This is a genomic window from Shewanella sp. YLB-07 (assembly GCF_009377275.1).
This window is the reverse complement of the sequence record NZ_VOQB01000003.1, coordinates 535,596-557,729: the sequence shown is the minus strand read 5'-3', so window position 1 is coordinate 557,729 and position 22,134 is coordinate 535,596. Positions and strand designations below refer to the sequence as shown.

Sequence of the window (22,134 nt, the reverse complement as noted above, 5' to 3'; positions counted from 1 at the left end):
TCAGATAAAAGGAATAAAATATGAACAGATTAAGGTTGGTCTTGATTGCAATGACGGGCTTGTTTCTCAGTGCTTGTGGGGGGGAGAGTAAGCAAGAAAGTGTTAGCAATATCGATATCGATAAAGTTGCAGCAATCGAATGGAAATTGGTGACCTCCTGGCCGAAGAACTTTCCTGGGCTGGGTATGGGGCCGGAGCGATTTTCAGTGCTGGTGGATGAGATGTCCAACGGCAGGCTCAAGATTAAGGTCTATGGTGCCGGTGAGCTGATGCCTGCGTTCGAGGTCTTCGATGCCGTCAGTCAAGGTTCGGTGCAGATGGGGCACAGTGCGGCTTATTATTGGAAGGGCAAGGCACCCGCGGCGCAGTTTTTTACTTCGATCCCATTTGGCCTAAATGCCCAAGAGATGAATGGCTGGTTGCATTATGGCGGTGGTATGGAACTGTGGGAAGAGGTCTATGAGCCATTTGGGATCTTACCCTTAGCCGGTGGTAATACCGGGGTGCAGATGGGAGGCTGGTTCAATAAAGAGATCAATTCCATTAATGATCTTAAGGGCTTGAAGATGCGTCTTCCGGGTCTTGGGGGGGAAGTGCTCAAGCGTGTTGGTGGGGTTCCGGTTACGCTGCCTGGGCGAGAGCTGTATACCGCGTTGCAGACTGGTGCCATAGATGCAACCGAGTGGGTCGGGCCATTTAACGACCTGGCCTTTGGTCTGCACAAGGCGGCTAAGTTTTACTATTATCCGGGCTGGCACGAGCCGGGAACTACGCTCGAGTTTCTTATCAATAAAGAGGCTTTCGCGACTTTGCCTGCAGATCTGCAGGCCATTGTCAGGGTCGCCGCTCGGGCGATTAACCAGGATATGCTCGATGAGTATACCAGCAAGCATGTGATAGCACTGGAGTCACTTATCAATGAGCATGATGTCATCATTAAGCAATTTCCGGATGAAGTGATGAAAGAGCTCGCTAAGGTCTCTAAGCTAGTAATAAAAGAGCAGTCCGAGCAAGATGACACCATGAAAAAAGTCTATGATGCTTATATGGAGTATCAAGTCGGGGTGAGAAAATACCACCTGATCTCGGAAGATGCTTATAGTAGGTTAAGGCAGTAGCTTTATTTCAGCAGCATTAGAGTTATGAAGGCACTAGTCTTGTTCAGACTCATATATGTTTTTTGGTACTATCGAGACTGGCCATAGTGATATTGGCTTATGCTAGAATACAAAAAAATAAAAATAAGGCGAATACTTTTAAATTGTTAAGCCTTACCCATGCCCTACAAATTTGGAGAGTAGAGATGCCATTATTAGATAGCTTTACCGTCGATCATACTCGCATGCATGCCCCAGCGGTCCGTGTGGCGAAAACCATGAAGACGCCTAGCGGTGATTCCATCACAGTATTCGATCTGCGTTTCTGTGTGCCGAACCAAGACATCTTGAGTGAGCGGGGCATACATACCTTAGAGCATCTTTATGCCGGATTTATGCGTGATCACCTCAATGGGGATTCTGTTGAAATCATCGACATCTCACCTATGGGCTGTCGTACAGGTTTCTATATGAGCCTGATTGGTACGCCAGGCGAGGCGGAGGTTGCCGAGGCTTGGTTGGCGGCGATGAACGATGTACTCAAAGTCGCGGAGCAATCTGAGATCCCAGAGCTTAATGAATACCAATGTGGCACTTATGACATGCACTCTCTGGATCAGGCTAAGGGCATCGCTCGGTCGATAATTGCTGCAGGGATAAGCGTTAACAAGAATGACGAGCTAAAGCTCAGTGATGACATCTTGAAAGGTTTGTGATTCAGGAGCAGACATAAATAAGCGGCTAAGCCGCTTTTTTTATGCCTAAAATTACTTTTTCAGTCTAATGTTAACTCGCTAATCTGATTATTGGTGCTCAAATAATCAGCGGTCAGGGTGCGCTAATCTTTGGTTAAAAAAATATTGATTAGGCTTCATTTGACTATTTGAAAAAGACAATATCCTTGCTAGGTAAAGGGCTTATTTGAATTAGTAGGCGCTGAATCAAAATAATTCACTAAAATGCGAGCTAAAGCCGAATTTAAAAATTCATAATCCTATTAAAACACCCACATTTTTCATGGCGATACCGTGATATTTACTGTAAAATGCGCGCGAACAGCGTGATTGCGATCGCATTTTCGTGATAAGTCTGCGCTAGCTCATCGAGGTGAGCTTTGTTTTAAACCTGTCGTACTAAGCAGGAACGCGGCGCATTATCTTTCCTTCATAACGTAGTGCTTGTGGATATGATTACAATAAAGAAAGGATTGGACCTGCCTATAGCAGGCGGGCCAGAGCAAGTAGTCCATGATGGCCCAGCCATTAAACGTGTGGCTATTTTGGGTGAAGAGTATATTGGCTTACGCCCCACGATGAAAATCAAAGTGGGTGATAAAGTTAAAAAAGGTCAGATTATCTTTGAAGATAAAAAGAACCTTGGTGTTAAATATACGGCTTTAGCAAGTGGCACAATTTCAGAAGTCAACCGGGGCGCACAACGCGTTCTGCAGTCAGTCGTCATAGATATCGAAGGGGAAGAGAGTGTCTCCTTTGCTAAATATGGTGCAGCAGAATTAGCGTCGTTGGATTCGCAGCTAGTTAGAGACAACCTTATTGAATCAGGGTTGTGGACAGCATTGCGAACTCGTCCTTTCAGTAAAGCCCCAGCAGTAGATTCTACCGCTGCCGGCATCTTCGTTACCGCGATAGATACTCAACCTCTTGCTGCCGACCCTGAAGTGGTTATCGGTACGCAAAAAGCTGATTTTGAGAATGGACTTAAGGTTCTGTCAAGATTGACTGAAGGTAAAGTCTTTGTGTGTAAAGCGCCTGGAGCCGATATTCCAGCCGCCAATGCTCAAGTCGAAGAGTTTGCAGGTAAACATCCTGCGGGTCTGGTCGGTACACATATACACTTCCTACTCCCCGCATCGGTTAACAGAACGGTTTGGCATGTGGGTTACCAAGATGTCATCGCCATTGGTCAGCTATTTACTACCGGTGAATTAAACACTCAACGTGTGGTAGCCATAGCGGGCCCTAAGGCGAGTAAGCCAAGATTAGTTCGTACTCAACTCGGTGCTTCTTTCACAGAATTAACTGCAAATGAAACCTTAGACGGTGACGTTCGTGTTGTTTCTGGCTCAGTTTTGAGCGGAAGAACTGCGATTGGGCCTCATGCTTATCTGGGGCGTTTCCATCTGCAGGTATCAATGCTTGAAGAAGGCAGAGAGCAGGAATTTATCGGTTGGGCTATGCCTGGCAGTGATAAGTTCTCTATCACTCGTTCTTTCTTAGGTCACCTATCACCTTCACGTCTGTTTAATATGACGACGAGTACCGGTGGATCTGACAGAGCTATGGTGCCAATCGGTAACTATGAGCGTGTGATGCCTCTGGATATTCTTCCTACTATGTTATTGCGTGACTTAGTGTCAGGCGATTCCGATGGTGCCGTTACCTTGGGCGCCTTGGAGTTGGATGAAGAAGATTTGGCATTGTGTACTGTCGTATGTCCGGGTAAGTATGACTATGCGACCTACCTACGTGACTGTCTAGATACGATCGTGAGGGAAGGCTAATGGGTTTGAAAGAGTTTTTTAAGGGTATCGAACCTCAGTTTGAGAAGGGCGGTAAATACGAAAAGTTTTACGCCGTTTTCGAAGCTGCATATACGGTTTTCTATACCCCAGGTCATGTGAACAAGGGCGCAACCCATGTTCGCGATAATTTAGACCTGAAACGTATGATGATCTTGGTGTGGGCATGTACATTCCCAGCCATGTTCGTTGGTATGTATAACGTAGGTTTGCAAGCTCAAGATGCGCTTGTAGCCGGTTTCGCGACACCAGACGTTTGGCAGGTTAGCCTGTTCGGTATGTTTGGTACTGAACTGAATGAGAATTCAGGTATTGCAGCCCTGCTGTGGTACGGCGCTTGTTTCTTCCTGCCTATCTATGCGGTGACATTCGCCGTCGGTGGTATCTGGGAAGTCTTGTTTGCGTCGGTGCGTGGTCATGAAGTTAACGAAGGTTTCTTCGTCACTTCGGTGCTGTTTGCATTGACTCTGCCTGCTACAATTCCTTTATGGATGGTTGCACTGGGTATCACTTTCGGTGTGGTTGTGGCCAAAGAGATCTTCGGTGGTACGGGACGTAACTTCCTTAACCCAGCACTGGCTGGTCGTGCCTTCCTATTCTTCGCTTACCCGCTCAGCATGTCTGGTGACAGCTCTTGGGTTGCTGCAGACGGTTTCTCTGGTGCTACTGCACTGAGTCAAGCGGCTCAAGGCACATTAGAATATGGATTCAACCAAAATTGGTGGGATGCCTTCCTAGGTTTCATTCCTGGTTCTGTCGGTGAAGTGTCTACCCTTGCTCTCTTGCTCGGTGGCGCGGTGATCATATACGCACGTATCGCATCATGGCGCATCGTTGCCGGTGTGATGGTCGGTATGATTGCTGTTTCTTACCTATTGAACTTTATCGGTAGTGACACGAATCCTATGTTCGCTATGCCTTGGTACTGGCACCTTGTTTTAGGTGGTTTTGCCTTCGGTATGATGTTTATGGCGACTGACCCTGTATCGGCTTCGTTCACTAACTCGGCAAAGTGGGGTTACGGGATCTTGATTGGTGCAATGGCAGTGTTTATCCGTGTCGTTAACCCAGCGTTCCCAGAAGGTATGATGTTGGCCATCTTATTCGCCAACCTGTTTGCTCCACTATTTGACCATTTTGTTGTTCAGGCAAATATCAAGCGGAGGATTGCACGTGGCTAGTAACAAAGATTCCTTTGGCAGAACCCTCTTTGTCGTGGTTGGTTTATGTTTCATCTGTTCGATCTTCGTATCGACTGCAGCTGTAATATTAAGGCCAATCCAGATTGAGAATAAACTGCTGGATAAGCAAAAATACATTCTTGAAGCTGCCGGCCTCACTGCTGATAGTGGAGCTCCTTTGACTAAAGCCGACGTACTTGAAAAATACAACAAGTATGTTGTGGCTAAGCTTGTCGACTTAAAGACCGGTGACTGGGTTGAAGGTGATGCAGATTCATTCGATGCCGATAAGGTTTCTCGTGATGTCGCTAATTCATTTAAGCCTGAGAACGATGTCGCCTCGGTTAAGCGTGTAGCAAACACTGCGGTTGTCTATATTGTCAGTGATGACCAAGGGCAACTAAAGACACTGATTTTACCGATTAAAGGCTACGGTCTTTGGTCAACCATGTATGCATTCCTGGCCATCGAGCCTGATATGAATACTATTCAGAGTCTGGTTTACTATGCATTTACCGGTTCGGGTGAGACTCCGGGTCTAGGTGGTGAAGTTCAAAACCCAATCTGGATGGCGAAATGGCATGGTAAGAAGCTCTATGACGCACAAGGTAACTTAGCGATTAAGGTCACTAAGAACCCAGTTGTTGCGGCTTCTGTCCACGGTGTAGATGCGCTATCTGGTGCAACCTTGACCGGTAACGGTGTTCAAAACTCACTTGATTTTTGGTTAGGTGAGGAAGGTTTTGCTCACTTCATCGAGAAATTTCGTAATGGAGGACTGAGCTAATGGCTAACGCTAAAGAACTTAAGCAGGTTCTATCGGGACCAATTGTTAATAACAACCCGATCGCTCTGCAAGTACTAGGTGTATGTAGTGCACTGGCTGTAACCAGTAAGATGGAAACTGCACTGGTGATGACCATTGCTTTGACTGCCGTTACGGCGTGTTCAAACTTGTTCATCTCTATGTTGCGTAATCACATCCCAAGCAGTGTACGTATCATAGTGCAGATGACCATCATTGCATCTTTGGTAATCGTGGTCGATCAGGTGCTGCAGGCATATGCCTACGACGTGTCTAAGCAATTGTCGGTTTTCGTTGGTCTTATCATTACTAACTGTATTGTGATGGGCCGCGCCGAAGCTTATGCGATGAAGACACCGCCTATGATGAGCTTTATGGATGGTATAGGTAATGGCTTAGGCTATGGTGCTATTCTTCTATCTGTAAGTTTTGTCCGTGAACTCTTTGGTAATGGTTCGCTATTTGGTGTTGAGATATTAAGCAAGATTTCAGACGGTGGTTGGTATCAGCCAAATGGTCTGCTATTGCTACCACCTAGTGCGTTCTTCTTAATCGGTACTCTGATCTGGATCATTCGTACTGTTAAGCCAGAGCAAGTAGAAGCAAAAGGGTAAGCGCGATGGAACATTATATAAGTCTATTAATTCGTTCTATTTTTATTGAGAACATGGCTCTCTCTTTCTTCTTGGGGATGTGTACATTCTTGGCAGTATCGAAGAAAGTGACCACGGCGATGGGACTCGGTGTTGCCGTTATTGTGGTTCTGGCAATTTCAGTTCCTGTTAACCAGATCATCTATCAGGGGCTTTTGGCACCAGGTGCTCTGGCTTGGGCTGGTGCACCGGATGCTGACTTGAGCTTCTTGAAGTTCATCACTTTCATCGGTGTTATCGCGGCGCTAGTACAGATCTTAGAGATGGTGTTGGATAAGTTCTTCCCGCCGCTCTATAACGCTCTGGGCATCTTCCTGCCACTCATCACTGTAAACTGTGCCATCTTTGGTGCAGTCTCTTTCATGGTTGAGCGTGATTACAACCTGCTTGAGAGTATGGTGTTTGGTGTGGGTTCAGGAGTGGGCTTCGCATTAGCTATCGTCTTGTTAGCAGGTATCCGTGAAAAGCTGAAATATGCTGATGTGCCTGATGGACTGCGTGGCTTAGGTATTACCTTCGTGACCGCGGGTCTAATGGCGCTTGGATTCATGTCGTTTTCTGGAGTGTCCCTATAATCGGGACCCATAGGGTTCCTGTTTCGGACTGTTAAGGATAAGTTAATGGATATTCTTAAATCTACTCCACTCGAGGTTTACCTCGGTGTGAGTATGTTTACTGCTATCGTCTTAGGTTTGGTACTAATCATCTTGTTTGCCAAGTCAAAGTTGGTAAATAGCGGTGACATTACAATTAGTATCAATGATGATCCTGAGAAAGGCATAAAATTGCCTGCAGGTGGCAAATTACTAGGTGCATTGGCCGAGAGCGGTATTTTCGTCTCTAGTGCATGTGGTGGTGGTGGTACTTGTGGTCAGTGTAAAGTACATATTAAATCAGGTGGTGGTGATATTTTGCCAACTGAGTTGGACCATATCAGCAAAGGTGAGGCTCGTGAGGGCTGTCGTTTATCTTGTCAGGTAAGCGTTAAAACTGATATGGATATCGTGCTCGAAGAAGAGATCTTTGGTGTTAAGAAGTGGGAATGTACCGTTATCTCTAATGATAACAAGGCCACTTTCATCAAAGAGCTTAAACTTCAAATACCTGGTGGTGATTCGGTTCCGTTCCGCGCCGGTGGTTATATTCAAATTGAAGCCCCTGTACATCATGTTAAATATGCAGAGTTCGAAATTCCTGCACAATATCGTGGTGACTGGGAGCACTTTGGCTTCTTCAAGCTAGAGTCTAAAGTAGAAGATGAAACAATCCGTGCATACTCTATGGCGAACTATCCTGAAGAGGCTGGTATCATCATGTTGAACGTGCGTATTGCAACACCTCCGCCACGTAACTTAACTCTGCCTTGCGGTAAGATGTCTTCGTACATCTTCAGCTTGAAAGAGGGTGATAAGGTGACTATTTCTGGTCCGTTTGGCGAGTTCTTCGCTAAAGAAACGGACAACGAGATGATCTTTGTCGGTGGTGGTGCAGGCATGGCGCCAATGCGTTCTCATATCTTCGATCAGCTTAAGCGTCTTAAGACAGACCGCAAGATAAGCTTCTGGTATGGTGCCCGCTCTAAGCGTGAAATGTTCTATGTCGAAGACTTCGATGGCCTGGCGTCAGATAACGAAAACTTCGATTGGCATGTTGCACTATCAGATCCTCAGCCTGAGGATAATTGGGAAGGCAAGACTGGTTTCATTCATAATGTACTGTATGAAAGCTATTTGCGTGACCATGATGCGCCGGAAGATTGTGAATTCTACATGTGTGGCCCTCCAATGATGAACGCGGCCGTTATCGGTATGCTGAAAGATCTTGGTGTCGAAGATGAAAACATCCTTCTGGATGACTTCGGCGGCTAATCACATCTTACACGCTTGAATCTTGAGATAGTTGTCATTCGAGTTTAAAAAAGACAGTGAGGAACTCTTTCTCACTGTCTTTAATCAAGCATCGAGTAGATCATAAGTTTTATAGTGATAAGGATTTAGGTCAAAATGAAAAAGACCTTAGTAAACTGGTTAGCCCTCGTATGGCTAGCCTTTTTTGTTTCTGGGTGCAGTAAACCTGCACAAATAATTTCACTTTCCGGCAACACCATGGGCACGACGTATCACATTAAAGTGGTACCGAGTCAGCAGCTTCCGGAAGCTAACCTACTTCAAGCTAAAATTGATCTCGCACTAGAGAAGGTCAATGATCAGATGTCTACCTATCGGCCTGAGTCTGAGCTGTCACGCTTCAATTCCATGAATTATGAAGAGACAGTGACTGTGTCGAGGGACACTGCTTTTGTTATTGCCGAGGGAATACATCTCTATGACGTTACGGACGGCGCATTAGATATCACCTTAGGTCCTTTAGTAAACCTATGGGGATTTGGACCCGATAAGCGACCAACCAGCATACCTTCAGAAGAAGTTATCGCTGCAGCAAAGGCAAAAACGGGCATGCAATATCTTCATCTGGATGGCACCAAGTTAACTAAGACTAATCCTGACTTATATGTGGATCTTTCATCGATTGCCAAGGGTTTTGGTGTCGATGTCGTTGCAGCAATACTCGATAAGTATCATGTCGATGGCTATCTGGTTGAAATCGGTGGTGAGCTCAGTGTATTTGGCAACAAAATGGATGGCTCGCCCTGGCGCGTCGCTATCGAGCAGCCGGATGTTGACGATCGTGAAATCCAACAGGTGGTCGAACCCGGTGACATGGCAATAGCGACTTCCGGTGATTACCGTAATTACTATGAAGAAGAGGGACGTCAATTCTCTCACCTCATCGACCCCAGAAGTGGCTATCCAATCGATCATAGATTAGCTTCTGTGACAGTACTGCATAAGCAGTCTATGGTGGCAGATGGTTACGCGACGGCCATGATGGTATTAGGTACCCAGAAGTCTCTGGCCTTGGCTAAGCAGGAAAACTTAGCCATCATGCTGATTGAGAAACAAGATAACGGCTTTAAAGTCTTTTACAGTGATGCTTTTAAACCTTATGTAAATCAGTAAACCGATCGGGCTTTGTGCTAATACTAGATTTTTGAATTTAGTATTAGGTCTGTTCTGGACGATAGATTTAGTCTACTCGAGTGATCTGATGATATAATCGGCTCACGCTACAGTTGGAGTATATGATGAGTACATTTATCGCGGCATTTGTTGTTTTATTGCTGTTTTTTCTTTTGATGTCTATTGGCTATCTCGTTAAGCGAACTGCAGTTGCAGGAAGTTGTGGTGGCTTAGGGGTGTTAGGGATCGATAAAGCGTGCGATTGCGATGATCCTTGTGACAATCGTAAAGCAAAAATGGCTGTCGAAGATGAGAGACGTGAAAAACTCGCCAAAGACCGCATCATCTAGCCAATTTCAGCTATTAAACAACTGAAAGGTATCTTGATCTCAAGATGCCTTTTTTTATGCCTGTCATATTTTAGTTTACATTTCCCTCGAAAACGATAGTCGCTAAAAAGAATCTTAATAAGAATACTTTTCATTATTAAGTTGTTGAAATATAACGGTAATTGCATTTTGTTCTTTTCTGTAATAGTCTCTGATACTTGATTTGGATCAAGTTTCATAATTAAGGGACGCAGAGATGAAAGGTCAACCTCAGGTACTCGGTCAGCTCAATAACATACTCACCTTCGAACTGACTGCCATCAATCAGTATTTTCTCCATGCTCGCATGTATAAAAATTGGGGCTTCGAAGAGCTGAATCATAAGTCATATAAGAAATCCATCCAGGATATGAAGCATGCCGATAAGTTAATTGAGCGTGTACTGTTTCTCGAAGGCTTACCGAATCTGCAGCAACTGCAAAAACTCAGGATCGGTGAGCACTGCGAAGAGATGCTCAGTTGTGATAAAACCATGATTGAGGAGCAAATCTTGGCGCTTAGATCTGCTATCGAGATTTGTGAGTCACTAAGAGATTATGTCAGTCGTGATCTACTCGCAGATCTGCTCGAAGATGAAGAGGAGCACTTAGACTGGATCGAATCCCAGCAAGAGTTGATCTCATTAACTGGTACGCAGAATTACCTTCAGTCAAAAATTAATAAGTAAGAGGCTATCAAATGAAAGGCAACCAAGAGGTTATCGATACACTCAACCAGCTGCTGACTGGCGAGCTATCAGCAATGGATCAGTACTTCGTTCACGGTTTAATGTATGAGGATTGGGGGCTAAATGAGCTTCATACCCGAATCTCCCATGAGTCGGATGATGAGAGAGTTCATGCTGGTAAGTTAGTGCAGCGTATTTTATTTCTCGAGGGCACTCCCGACGTCGCCAGTCGTGAGCCGTTAAATATTGGTAAGAATACTCAGGAGATGCTGCAAAATGATCTCAATTACGAGTATCAAGTAGCCGATAATCTACGTAAGGCAATTGCTTTATGTGAACAGAAGCAAGACTATCAGACTCGTGAGATCTTAGCGGTTTTGTTAGAGGAGACTGAATCGGATCATATGTATTGGCTAGAGAAGCAGCTAGGACTTATAGGCAGAGTTGGTCTGCAAAACTATCTTCAATCTATGATCTAGCCTTGGTTTTACCCGATAATAGGCTGTATTGAAATAGATGTATCGGGTTACGGCGAATATTAGACATTCAAGCAGAATCGTTTGAGTGTCTTTTTACTTTTTGTCTTCTGTCCTTCTGTCCTTCTGTACAGCTTGTATTCAGTAAAATTGGTTATCCTGATGTTATAGAATCAGGAGGGGAAAATGACCAGGCATAGAGACATCAATTCTACACTCGATCCAGATACCAGTCAGTTAAGTGAATTGTTTCCTGTGATCGTTAACTCACTATTGCTCAAGATTGCCAGCCTTGAGTTGCAACTCTTACAGGCCAAAGCTGAGCTTCCCCGTTTAGGCGCCATCTCTTTGCTCAGTGACGAAGAAAGAAAGATGCTTAATGAGCTGTTCTGAGTCCGATCATTGAGTTAAACAGCCAAGCCCTCTTTATTTCTCTTAACATGTTTTGCCATTGCTCCGCCTTATTTACAATACATAAAAAACACTTTTCACTATTTTATCCCGGTTAACTCTTCACACTTAGCGCAGTTCTGCTAGTTTGATGGGTTAATAATAAAAATAAATGAAAGGTACTCCATGAAGCAGCTTAAAAGCTCCCTCAGTCTCCAGCTAGTCTTTGCCATTGTCGGGGCATTAGCTATTTTACTCGCCATCGTTTCCGCCTTCCTCGTCAATGGCGAAAGTGACCGAACCCGTAAACAGATCGATGTCGATCTCTCCGCCCTGGTACAGCTGAAATCCAACGAAGTGACCAGTTACTTTGTCGAGAAAGCAAAGGTGATCGATTCTGTGTTTGCTTCACCTCAAGTATTGAATTGGTTAAGCCAGTACAATAAGCGACTCAGTAACTTAGATCGCGATGTCGAGTATCAAAGTGTTATCCAATACTTCAAACATTTCTCAGATAGTGACAGTGATATTAAGTCGGTGTTCTTTGGCTCGGCGAATACTTTCGAGTATTTCGATCTCAATGGCCGATACAATGATGCGGGCTACTACACCAACAAACGTCCCTGGTGGCAGGAAGGTATAAATAAAAATGGCATGTATGTGACCGATCCTGCGGTTGATGCCAACGATGGCTCTATCTCGGCTACGGTTAAGTCTGTAATAAAGAATGCTAATGGGGAGTTTATCGGTATCGGTGGCATGGATATCTTGATCGATACCATAGGCACCGAGCTGCTAGCCAGGATGAAGTACCATGGTCAGGGCCAGGCATTCTTGATGACTCAAAGCGGGCAACTGGTGTACTTCCCAGGATTTACTCAGCAGTTCCAGCCAGGCTCTCAAGCCAGCAAAGTCGATAGCTATTTTAATGATACCCAAGGTTTTGGACAACTGAGCCGCCTGATGAGTTCACAGGAGCAGGGCGTTGCCGAGGTGACTTTTAAGGGCGTAGAACAAAGAGTCAGCTATGTCAGCGTAGGCGGTGACTTCCCCCAGCAAAAATGGCACCTTGCCTTCATGTTACCTAACGCTGTGATAGAAGCGCCAGTCAACCAGGCTATGGTCAACGCAAGCTTGCTTGCCGTGGTCATCATGCTCTTGGTAGGCGCTACAGTTTGGATGATGCTGTTACCCTTTAGGCGTCAGATCAATCGTTTACTCGAGGCGATGGAAGATATTGCCCAAGGTGATAGCGATCTGTCTAAACGTATTCATATGGACAGAGAAGATGAGCTGGGCAAACTAGGTGATGCATTTAACCGTTTCGCGGCTAAGGTACAAGGGATGCTGGAGCAGACCCGAGAGCTGACACATAGAGTCGATTCCGGGGTAAGCGGTGCGGTCGCTATATGTGATGAGGCATTGCATTCGGTTTCACAGCAGAAGCAGGAGATATCCAGCGTGGCAACGGCGGCCACTGAGATGGCTCATACCTCTCAGGAGATGGCGAATAGTGCTCAACGTGCCAGTGATTTTTCCGAGAAAGCCCAGCAAGAGTCTCGTGATGGGATGGAGATTGTCGCTAAGGCCACTCAAGGTATGCAGTCACTCTCTTCTCAGGTCATTGAGGCTGCTAAGGTGGTTCGCCATCTGAGGACCAGTTCGGAGCAGATTGGCGAGGTGCTCAGCGTGATCCGTGGTATTGCAGAGCAGACTAACCTGTTAGCACTCAACGCCGCGATCGAAGCGGCCCGCGCAGGTGAGCAGGGCAGAGGTTTCGCCGTAGTCGCCGATGAGGTGAGAACCTTAGCTTCTAGGACACAAGACTCGACTGCCAATATTCAGGAGATAATCCAGACCCTGCAACAAAATGCACTCCAGGCCGAGCAAGTCATGGAAGAGGGGGTCGAACAGGCGAATGTGGGTCAGGAGCTGACGATTCAGGTCGAAGAAGCCCTAACCGGGATCACCAGTGCCATTTCGGCGATTCAGCAGCAGACGATAGAGATCACCTCATCCATAGGTCAGCAGGCCGTGGTTGCCGAAGAGGTGGCCTGTAATGTGGAGAATATTCGAGGCTTATCCGATGATTCATTGGCATCGAGTGAAGCCCTGTCGGTGAGTTTGGCCGAGTTCCAACATGTGACAGGGGAGCTGTCGAAGAATATCCAGCAGTTTACGATCTAGCAGCATGACCTTGAGTGCAAATCAGCGAAATGCCAGTTATATAGTGACAGGCATTTTTATTTTAGCTTTTCTGTCAGATGATCGATCAACATACGCACCTTAGGTGACAGGTGCCTGTTTTGTGGATAGATGGCCCAGATCCCATCATCGAAAGGCCTATGTTGTTCGAGTATTGACATTAACTTGCCGCTCTCGAGATAGGGCAAGACATAATAGTCGGGCAACTGAGTGATACCTATGGCTTTCACTGCTGCATCGACCAGAGCTCTGCCGCTGTTACAGCTCAGGCTACCCCTGACTCTGATATTTCTGGTCTTGCCGCCTTCCTGAAAACGCCAATAATCTAAGGTGCCTAGCAGGCAGTTATGTTGCTCTAGCTCAGATAAGGAGTGGGGGATACCATAGGTCGAAAGGTAATTCGGAGAAGCGCAGATATAATGTGTTCGCTTTCCCAGTTTCTTAGCCATCATGCTCGAGTCTTCGAGTTGTCCCAGACGGATAGCCAGATCATAGCCTTCATCGATCATATCTACCTTGAGGTTAGTCAGGTTGAGCTTAACTTCGAGCTCGGGATATTTGGCGATAAAGTCATTTATTAAGGGAGCTAGCGTTCTCTCGCCATAGGTCACTGGAGCGGTTATTTTCAAGCGTCCCCGCGGCGTGCTCTGCAGGTTGGTGATCGCTCTTTCAGCCTCTTCTAGCCCATCGAGAACTTGCCTGCAATGTTGAAAATAGACTTGTCCCGCTTCCGTTACCGAGACCTTACGTGTGGTGCGGTGGAAGAGTTTTGTGGCTAAGCGGGTCTCTAGGGCACTGACTTGACGACTGACTTGAGCCGTGGATATGCCCAGTCGTTTTGCTGCCTGAGTAAAGCTTTCGGTTTCTGCCACGGCGACAAACTCACTGACACCTTCCCAGTTAAACATTATTACCTCCTGGTAAAAGTGATTTTATAATTTACTAGATTATCATTATTTTGATTAGGAATATAATACACCCAATTCTTCGGTACAGCTTTTAATTTACGTCAGCCGATAAGTGCCTTCTCATGTTTAGGGGCTGATAGCATTGATATTACTGCTCTGCGCTTATGCCTTTAAGGAGTTTAAATGGAAAAATAGATAACGAACCTATTATCAATAAGCTGGGCCAAGCAGTGCACTATGCTGTAAGAGCTTTGGCGGTCCTAATGACTCTAGTCATTTTATGGGGCGTGATAGATGTGCAGATAGTGATAGCGACAGCACTGATGGCCATATCACGAAAGATCATAGTACTGGATTTTAAAGAGGTTGATGCCGAATACGTCTGGGCTTCTGCCGCGGTCATTATCGCCCTAGGTGTAACCTATTGGTTGATCGCGTTTAAACAGAAAGAAGCTTTGACAGATTCTTAGAAATAAATAGGAGAGATCCATGGCTGGAGGTTGGTCAAGAGATGGCGCGGTGCAAGAGCAAATAGATAGCAGTGTGGGTGAGGCCGTTGCACAAGCCAGAGGGAAATTAAGTGCAGGTTCGGGTCTGGCTCATTGCGAAGAGTGCGGCACCGAAATTCCACTGGCACGTCGAGATGCAGTACCTGGCGTTCGTTTGTGCATTAGTTGCCAAGCTGAGCAAGATAATCTACAGACAAAGATGGCTGGTTATAACCGACGTGGTAGTAAAGACAGTCAATTACGATGATTGTTACTCTAGAGTAAAAGTAATTTACCCATAAGTAGGATTATCATTTTAATCTTAAGGGATATACTTATCCCATATTCAAAACGACATGGTGCCAGGAATTAGATTTAGTATCTTTCTCTGGTATCGGTCCCATGATTTAACCCATTATATTTTGGAGCTAAAATGACAGCACAAACAATCAAATCTAAAGCCGCCGTAGCTTGGGCCGTTGGCCAACCTCTGTCTATGGAAATTGTCGATGTTATGCCACCACAAAAAGGTGAAGTGCGCATTAAGATGGTCGCTACCGGCGTATGCCATACCGATGCTTTCACACTCTCGGGTGATGATCCTGAGGGGATTTTTCCGTGTATTTTAGGTCACGAAGGTGGCGGCATCGTCGAGTCTATCGGTGAAGGCGTGACGAGTGTAAAGGTCGGCGACCATGTTATTCCACTTTATACTCCTGAGTGTGGTGAGTGTAAGTTCTGTAAATCAGGTAAGACAAACCTGTGTCAGAAAATCCGTGAGACTCAAGGTAAAGGCTTGATGCCAGACGGTACCACTCGTTTCTCCAAAGACGGTAAAGACATCTTCCATTACATGGGCACTTCTACTTTCTCTGAGTACACAGTTCTGCCTGAGATATCTCTGGCTAAGGTCAACCCAGAGGCACCATTAGAAGAAGTGTGTTTGTTAGGTTGCGGTGTAACAACCGGTATGGGCGCGGTGATGAATACGGCTAAGGTCGAAGAGGGCGCAACTGTTGCTATCTTCGGTATGGGCGGTATCGGTCTGTCTGCTGTTATTGGTGCGACTATGGCAAAAGCTGGCCGCATCATAGTTATCGACATCAACGAGAGTAAGTTTGCCCTGGCTCGTAAGCTTGGTGCTACCGATTTTATCAACCCTAAAGATTATGATAAGCCAATACAGGATGTCATCGTTGAGCTTACAGATGGCGGCGTCGACTACTCCTTCGAGTGTATCGGTAACGTCAACGTGATGCGCTCGGCGCTTGAGTGCTGTCATAAGGGATGGGGCGAGTCTGTGGTTATCGGTGTCGCTGGTGCAGGCCAGGAGATCTCAACCCGTCCATTCCAGCTCGTCACTGGCCGTGTGTGGAAAGGTTCAGCGTTCGGTGGCGTTAAAGGTCGCTCTGAGTTACCTGACTATGTTGAACGTTACATGGCGGGTGAGTTTAAGTTAAGTGACTTTATCACTCATACCATGGGTCTTGAGCAGGTCAATGATGCATTCGATCTTATGCATGAAGGCAAGAGCATTCGTACCGTGATCCATTTCGATAAGTAGTCGCTTTGGCAAATAGTCACTTTGACAAATAGTCATTTGGATAAATGCTCTCGAAGCGGATAACCCCGCTTCAACCTTAGATTAATCAATCGTCCTACTGCTATAATATTCCTGTAAACACGTTGGGAATAGGGATATTACAGTGGTAATAAGGATAAATAATGACAGTAGAAAATCTCAGTAGTAATAAGAGCTTTGGTGGCTGGAACAAGCAATATAGTCACCAATCCACGAGCTTAAATTGTGCCATGCGTTTCGCCATCTACCTGCCACCACAAGCATCGAATGGCCAGAAAGTACCAGTACTTTATTGGTTATCTGGTTTGACCTGTAGCGATGAAAACTTCATGCACAAAGCGGGTGCCCAGCGTTTGGCTGCTGAGCTCGGTATGGCTATCGTTGCGCCGGATACCAGTCCCCGTGGCAGAGACGTTGCCGACGATGAGGGCTACGACTTAGGTCAAGGTGCCGGTTTCTATGTCAATGCGACTCAGGCGCCGTGGAACAAGCACTATCAGATGTATGATTACATAGTCCATGAGTTACCCGCCCTGATTGAGTCCATGTTTCCGGTGACCGATAAGCGTTCTATTGCCGGGCACTCAATGGGCGGACATGGCGCCTTAGTCATAGCCCTGAGAAACAGTGCTGCTTACCAGTCTGTGTCGGCTTATAGTCCTATCAGCAATCCGATAAATTGCCCCTGGGGCAAGAAAGCCTTTACCGCTTACTTAGGCCGAGACACATCCGTTTGGTCTGACTATGATGCCAGTACCTTAATGCGTAACGCCTCAGAGGGAAATGGTTTGTCATTTGTTCCAGCTCTGGTTAGTCAAGGCGAAGCGGATGACTTCTTAGTCGAGCAGCTTAAACCTGAGATGTTGCAAGCTGCGGCTAAGGCGAGTGGTTATCCTCTAGTGCTTGAAAGCCATGAAGGTTACGACCATAGCTACTTTTTCATTGCCAGTTTCATGGAACAACACTTGAAATTTCATGCAGAATATCTTAAATCTAATTAGTCTTTGATGTAAATTTCACACCTCTTAATGCCATTAACGCTTATGTTGATGGCATTTTTGTTTATTCCTTGTTCATTTCTGCAACTAATCCTCTGTTTTGGTCCGATATTCGTTGGGTACTGTTTTTATATACAGTATAGTGGCGTGAGAGCTTCTTATTTAGAGAGTGTTTAGAAGAGTGTGTTGAAAACTGCTTTGAAAACTAATTTGAAGAAAATAATTCATATCGACATGGACTGCTATTTTGCCGCGGTCGAGATGCGTGACTTTCCTGAGTTGAGGGGCAAGCCCATAGCTGTGGGAGGGCGCAGTGATCGCCGCGGAGTGATCAGCACCTGTAACTATGAGGCGCGGGTCTTCGGTGTCCGTTCGGCCATGGCTTCAGGCTATGCATTAAAACTTTGCCCCGATCTGGTATTGGTGCCTGGGCGCATGTCGGTCTACAAAGAGGTCTCGATGCAGATCCGTGAAGTTTTTGCTCGCTATACCGACTTGATTGAGCCTCTTTCTTTGGATGAAGCTTATCTGGATGTCACCGACTGCACTTTATGCCAGGGCTCGGCTACCTTGATAGCTGAAGCCATCAGGCTGGAGATCTTCGAGGTCACAGGCCTTACGGCTTCAGCCGGTATTGCGCCGGTTAAATTTCTTGCCAAGGTCGCCTCAGATCTGAATAAACCTAACGGACAATATGTGATTACCCCGGATATGATCTCTCCTTTTGTGAAAAGCTTACCCCTGACTAAGATCCCTGGTGTGGGCAAGGTGACGGGCAAGAAGCTTGAGGATATTGGCCTTAAAACCTGCGGCGATCTACAGGACTATCCCCAATCGGCCCTGATTGAGCGTTTTGGGAAATTTGGCGCTGTCTTGATTGAGCGGGCTCAAGGCTTAGATGAGCGCGGTATCTCGCCACACAGAGAGCGTAAATCTGTGGGAGTCGAGACGACATTGGCAAAAGATATCTACACTCTGGAGCAATGTCATGGTGTGATGCCTCAGCTTATTCAGGAGCTGGCGGCTCGGGTGACGCGTAGCGCTAAAGATCGCAGCATCAACAAACAAGTGGTTAAGCTTAAATTTAGTGATTTTAAACAGACCACCATAGAGCACAGAGCCGATGAGATGTCGGTGAAGTTATTTTATGATCTGCTCTTACAAGCGCTGGAACGCCAGCAGGGGAGAGGCATTCGTTTATTAGGAGTATCTGTCGGATTAGCGAGTCAGTCGGCGATTAACACCAGAGCGGCAGAGAGTGGAGTGAAAGAGTCGCAGATGGACTTAGGATTTTAAGAAGGTTTTTAAAAGAAGTCGCTAGGTCTTAGGTTCGAGTTCCTAGGATTTAAGACGTAACTAGATGCTAAATTTGAGTGCCTAGGTTTATGGAATGAAGTTCGAGTGCCTAGATACTAAAACCTAGGCACTCGAAATCTTGTTTAACCTTTCTCTGGAATACGTTCCAGAACTGCTAATAGCAGCTTGTAGTACTGGCCTACCGTTTCTATGAGTACTTTCTCATCAGGACTATGTGGGTAGCGGATAGTTGGACCAATCGATACCATGTCCATCTCAGGGTAAGGTTTCTTGAACAGTCCACACTCAAGACCCGCATGGATCACCATGATCACCGGCTTCTTGTTGTAGATGTCGTCATAGGTTTCACGCACCAGGGCCATCACAGGTGAGCTGTTGTCTGGCTTCCATCCCGGGTAAGCACCGCTGAACTCTATCTCGACGCCGGCTAAGTTTGTCAGTGAGGTTAATACGCTCTCGACTTCCTCACGACCTGAATCTATCAGTGAGCGAATTAAGCATAGAATCTCAACGCTCTGTGTTTCTGTGCTGATGACGCCGACATTTAATGAAGTCTCAGTAACACCTTCAACCTCATCACTCATGCGAATGACGCCATTTGGACAAGTATTGAGTAGGTCAACCAGCATATTTTGAGTATCTTCGCTCATCACTTGCTTGGCCGCTGGCACTTCGGCTAGCTCGAGTAACATATCGGGATCGGCAATGGCTAGCTCTGCCCTTATTAGTGCCTGAAACTCTTGGATCTGAGCCTCAAGTTTAGTGATATTTTCAGCGGGTAGCATAAAGCTGACGCTGGCTTCACGTGGGATGGCGTTACGCAGAGAACCACCGGTGAAGTCAGTTAATTCCAGCGCCAAGTCATCGGCATGGTTAAACAGGAAACGGGCCAGCAGCTTGTTGGCATTACCACGTCCAAGATGTATGTTCACACCCGAATGGCCGCCTTTTAAACCCGAGAGGGTCAAGGTGTATGTCAAATTGCTCGACTCTGGGGCTTGCCACACCATAGGCACACTGATCTGGGCGTCTACACCACCGGCGCAGCCCATGTAGATCTCGCCTTCTTGCTCAGAATCTGTGTTGATCAGGATCTCGGCATCGAGATAACCGGCTTCCAGGCCAAAAGCGCCTGTCATGCCTGCCTCTTCATCGATAGTTAACAGGACTTCCAATGGGCCGTGAGGGATATCATCTGCGCCCAAAACGGCTAACGCAGACGCCATGCCAATGCCATTGTCAGAACCCAGAGTCGTGCCCTGAGCCTTAACCCAGTCACCATCCACGTAAGGAATGATAGGGTCTTTCTCAAAATCATGAACCTTATCTGAGTTCTTCTGTGGCACCATATCGATATGGGCTTGCAGGACCACTGTTTTACGGTTTTCCATGCCTGGCGTGGCCGGCTTCTTGATGATGAGGTTACCGACTTTATCTTCAACAACTTCAAGTTGCTTGTCTCTAGCCCAAGCTTGAATGTGCTCGCTGAGCGCTTGCTCATGCTTAGAAGGGTGCGGGATCGCACAGATCTGATCGAACCACTGCCAGAGTGCTTGAGGTTGTAGTTGGCTTATTGCTGTCACGGATAATTCCCCTTTAGAATACGACTTGGAGGCTAAATTTAACCGCATTCTATCACAGCTAAACACCAAGAATATCAGGCAAGAATTTTGCCTATGTAAAGGCTGTCATACAAAGTTTCCAGCAATATTTTATAAGCACTTGGCATCGGCTTAACTTAGGTTATTATTACTAACCAATAAACACACGCTAGTTGCTAATAGCTATAAGAATGTGTGTTCTGTAATGACTCATTTAAAACAAGGTTTTATCTGCGATTTATAGAATCAAATGACACGATCTCACAAGCAGAAGGATGGTTCATGGCTCAGGTTAATTTTGTTGATGTACTCGATGATGATGCAATCTTCGAAGGCAGTGGTTGGGATGCTTTGGTTATCATAGCCACAGATATCAGTAAATCTGGTTTTGACGAGGTGACATTGCTGGCGGAGCACGGCGCTAAGGTCGATAAGCGCGTAGGACAATCTCCGACGCTATTGTTTGCCCCAGGACTCGCTGGTGGCCGCTTGATCATCTCACCGGTGAAGAACAGTAAGGATGATTTTGAAGATGTGCGTATTTTTGCCGATGCGGCGAGAGCGGGCATCAAGCTAGCCAGAGATGCCGGTGCTATTCGTCCTTTAATGGTTGTTGCTGGTGACGGTCATGAGCGCTACCAATTTTCTACCCAAGTCGCTGCTTTATCCTGTGGTCAGGAATTGTGGCAAACCCTTGAGAGACGTGAAGTCAGTGGCGACACGCCAGCATTTGAGGCCATAGGCCTGTTCAATTCGACCCAAGCTAGCCAGAGCCTGAATGCCATAGAGGCTGGCAGAAACTTAGCCAGAGATCTATGTGGCACAGAGCCGGAGCGCATGTCTGCAGCAGCCTTTGCAGATTATTGTGTTGCTGCCTATCAAGATTCCGGTTTGAAGGTTTGTGTGGTGGAAGACAGAGATGTTTTGGAGCGGGATTACCCTCTGCTTAGCGCCGTAGGACGCTCGTCATTTGCGGTTTCCAGGCATCAGCCCCGTGTGGTTAAACTTGAGTATGTTGGCGAAGGTGAGATAGAACATACCTACTTCTATGCGGGTAAAGGCGTTATCTATGATACCGGCGGCGCGGATATCAAGGTTGCCGGTGGCATGGCTGGCATGAGCCGAGATAAAGGTGGCGCGGCGGCAGTCGCTGGCCTGATGAAGACACTTTCTATGCTTAAGCCAAAGGGGATCCGTGTGGTTGCCGAGCTTGGCTTGGTGCGTAATAGCATAGGCAGCGAAGCCTTCGTTACCGATGAGATCATCACAAGCCATGCCGGCGTTCGAGTCAGAATTGGCAATACTGATGCGGAAGGTCGCCTCGTACTGGCGGACTTGCTTTCTCATTTGCGGATCAAAGCAGAAAAATCTGTTAAGCCTGAGCTCTTTTCGGTGGCGACATTAACCGGCCATGTGGTGCGCTGTTTCGGCGGATATACTGCCACCGTAGAAAATGCTGTGGCGAAGCAGGCGGGCGTGGCTGCCAGTATGGCTAACTTAGGGCTGGCTTGGGGCGAGCCTATCGAGCAGTCTGTGCTGCGCCGTGAAGATTTTGCCAAGATAGTCGATCCATCGGGTGCGGCGGATATACTCTCATCCAATAATGGACCGTCATCGGTAACGGCTCGTGGTCATCAGTATCCAGCAGCCTTTTTATTGGAAGCATCGGGTCTGAGTGCCCATGGTCTTAGCTCTAATAAGGCAATGGCCTTCACCCATGTAGATATCGCGGGCAGTGCTACTGAAGGCCATCCACTTTATGGCAGCCCAACGGCCACACCACTTGTCGGTCTTTTTCAGTACATGACCAGTAAATGA

22 protein-coding genes are annotated in these 22,134 nt (G+C 46.5%); 20 read left to right on the top strand and 2 right to left on the bottom strand.

Annotation, left to right across the window (positions count from 1 at the left end; translation table 11 throughout):
• Positions 1–20 precede the first annotated feature (20 nt).
• The 14 genes from FS373_RS09260 to FS373_RS09195 all read left to right on the top strand — a co-directional run bounded on the left by FS373_RS09260 (position 21) and on the right by FS373_RS09195 (position 13,404).
• Entirely contained in the window at positions 21–1,118 is a 1,098-nt protein-coding gene (locus tag FS373_RS09260) for a TRAP transporter substrate-binding protein (protein WP_152829296.1), read from the top strand.
• 185 nt (positions 1,119–1,303) lie between these two features.
• Positions 1,304–1,813 (top strand): S-ribosylhomocysteine lyase, encoded by a 510-nt coding sequence (gene luxS, locus FS373_RS09255; protein WP_144045335.1) that lies wholly within the window; start codon positions 1,304–1,306, stop codon positions 1,811–1,813.
• A gap of 470 nt (positions 1,814–2,283) precedes the next feature.
• Positions 2,284–3,618, top strand: coding sequence for a Na(+)-translocating NADH-quinone reductase subunit A (locus tag FS373_RS09250; RefSeq protein WP_144045336.1), 1,335 nt, complete (start codon positions 2,284–2,286; stop codon positions 3,616–3,618).
• Positions 3,618–4,817, top strand: coding sequence for an NADH:ubiquinone reductase (Na(+)-transporting) subunit B (locus FS373_RS09245; protein ID WP_144045337.1), 1,200 nt, complete (start codon positions 3,618–3,620; stop codon positions 4,815–4,817). The genes FS373_RS09250 and FS373_RS09245 overlap by 1 nt, the downstream gene beginning before the upstream one ends.
• Positions 4,810–5,604 carry a Na(+)-translocating NADH-quinone reductase subunit C gene (locus FS373_RS09240; RefSeq protein ID WP_144045338.1) on the top strand — a complete coding sequence of 265 codons (795 nt, stop codon included), beginning with the start codon at positions 4,810–4,812 and terminating at the stop codon, positions 5,602–5,604. Before FS373_RS09245 ends, FS373_RS09240 begins: the two co-directional genes overlap by 8 nt.
• Positions 5,604–6,236 (top strand): NADH:ubiquinone reductase (Na(+)-transporting) subunit D, encoded by a 633-nt coding sequence (locus FS373_RS09235; RefSeq protein WP_144045339.1) that lies wholly within the window; start codon positions 5,604–5,606, stop codon positions 6,234–6,236. The genes FS373_RS09240 and FS373_RS09235 overlap by 1 nt, the downstream gene beginning before the upstream one ends.
• A gap of 5 nt (positions 6,237–6,241) precedes the next feature.
• Positions 6,242–6,850 (top strand): NADH:ubiquinone reductase (Na(+)-transporting) subunit E, encoded by a 609-nt coding sequence (gene nqrE, locus FS373_RS09230; protein WP_144045340.1) that lies wholly within the window; start codon positions 6,242–6,244, stop codon positions 6,848–6,850.
• 45 nt (positions 6,851–6,895) lie between these two features.
• Positions 6,896–8,143, top strand: coding sequence for an NADH:ubiquinone reductase (Na(+)-transporting) subunit F (nqrF, locus tag FS373_RS09225; RefSeq protein WP_144045341.1), 1,248 nt, complete (start codon positions 6,896–6,898; stop codon positions 8,141–8,143).
• Between the two features lie 135 nt (positions 8,144–8,278).
• A complete protein-coding gene (locus FS373_RS09220; protein WP_144045342.1) occupies positions 8,279–9,295 on the top strand; it encodes an FAD:protein FMN transferase in 1,017 nt (338 codons plus the stop codon).
• Between the two features lie 125 nt (positions 9,296–9,420).
• Positions 9,421–9,645, top strand: a complete 225-nt coding sequence (gene nqrM / locus FS373_RS09215; protein ID WP_144048858.1) for a (Na+)-NQR maturation NqrM — start codon at positions 9,421–9,423, stop codon at positions 9,643–9,645.
• Between the two features lie 235 nt (positions 9,646–9,880).
• Positions 9,881–10,351 (top strand): bacterioferritin, encoded by a 471-nt coding sequence (gene bfr, locus FS373_RS09210; protein ID WP_144045343.1) that lies wholly within the window; start codon positions 9,881–9,883, stop codon positions 10,349–10,351.
• Between the two features lie 11 nt (positions 10,352–10,362).
• A complete protein-coding gene (gene bfr / locus FS373_RS09205) occupies positions 10,363–10,830 on the top strand; it encodes a bacterioferritin (RefSeq protein WP_144045344.1) in 468 nt (155 codons plus the stop codon).
• A 183-nt stretch (positions 10,831–11,013) separates the two neighbouring features.
• Complete coding sequence (locus FS373_RS09200) at positions 11,014–11,220, top strand: hypothetical protein (RefSeq protein WP_144045345.1); 207 nt, start codon at positions 11,014–11,016, stop codon at positions 11,218–11,220.
• Positions 11,221–11,403: 183 nt separating this feature from the next.
• Positions 11,404–13,404 (top strand): methyl-accepting chemotaxis protein, encoded by a 2,001-nt coding sequence (locus FS373_RS09195; protein WP_152829294.1) that lies wholly within the window; start codon positions 11,404–11,406, stop codon positions 13,402–13,404.
• A 56-nt stretch (positions 13,405–13,460) separates the two neighbouring features.
• Here the strand turns inward: FS373_RS09195 and FS373_RS09190 are convergent, their stop codons facing one another.
• Positions 13,461–14,330, bottom strand: a complete 870-nt coding sequence (locus FS373_RS09190; protein WP_144045347.1) for a LysR substrate-binding domain-containing protein — start codon at positions 14,328–14,330, stop codon at positions 13,461–13,463.
• Positions 14,331–14,593: 263 nt separating this feature from the next.
• On the opposite strand from FS373_RS09190, the gene FS373_RS09185 reads away from it, so the two are divergent.
• The 5 genes from FS373_RS09185 (at position 14,594) to dinB (ending at position 18,694) form a co-directional block, all read left to right on the top strand.
• A complete protein-coding gene (locus tag FS373_RS09185; RefSeq protein WP_227992633.1) occupies positions 14,594–14,800 on the top strand; it encodes a phosphate-starvation-inducible PsiE family protein in 207 nt (68 codons plus the stop codon).
• 19 nt (positions 14,801–14,819) lie between these two features.
• Positions 14,820–15,086: a DksA/TraR family C4-type zinc finger protein gene (locus tag FS373_RS09180; RefSeq protein WP_144045349.1), complete on the top strand. Its 267-nt coding sequence runs from the start codon at positions 14,820–14,822 to the stop codon at positions 15,084–15,086.
• Positions 15,087–15,251: 165 nt separating this feature from the next.
• Positions 15,252–16,382 carry an S-(hydroxymethyl)glutathione dehydrogenase/class III alcohol dehydrogenase gene (locus FS373_RS09175; RefSeq protein ID WP_144045350.1) on the top strand — a complete coding sequence of 377 codons (1,131 nt, stop codon included), beginning with the start codon at positions 15,252–15,254 and terminating at the stop codon, positions 16,380–16,382.
• Positions 16,383–16,543: 161 nt separating this feature from the next.
• Positions 16,544–17,401, top strand: a complete 858-nt coding sequence (fghA, locus tag FS373_RS09170) for an S-formylglutathione hydrolase (protein WP_144045351.1) — start codon at positions 16,544–16,546, stop codon at positions 17,399–17,401.
• Positions 17,402–17,608: 207 nt separating this feature from the next.
• Positions 17,609–18,694, top strand: a complete 1,086-nt coding sequence (gene dinB, locus FS373_RS09165; RefSeq protein WP_144045352.1) for a DNA polymerase IV — start codon at positions 17,609–17,611, stop codon at positions 18,692–18,694.
• A gap of 143 nt (positions 18,695–18,837) precedes the next feature.
• Here the strand turns inward: dinB and FS373_RS09160 are convergent, their stop codons facing one another.
• Positions 18,838–20,298: an aminoacyl-histidine dipeptidase gene (locus FS373_RS09160; protein ID WP_144045353.1), complete on the bottom strand. Its 1,461-nt coding sequence runs from the start codon at positions 20,296–20,298 to the stop codon at positions 18,838–18,840.
• Between the two features lie 300 nt (positions 20,299–20,598).
• Between FS373_RS09160 and FS373_RS09155 the strand changes: the two genes are divergently transcribed.
• Positions 20,599–22,134, top strand: a complete 1,536-nt coding sequence (locus tag FS373_RS09155) for a M17 family metallopeptidase (RefSeq protein ID WP_144045354.1) — start codon at positions 20,599–20,601, stop codon at positions 22,132–22,134.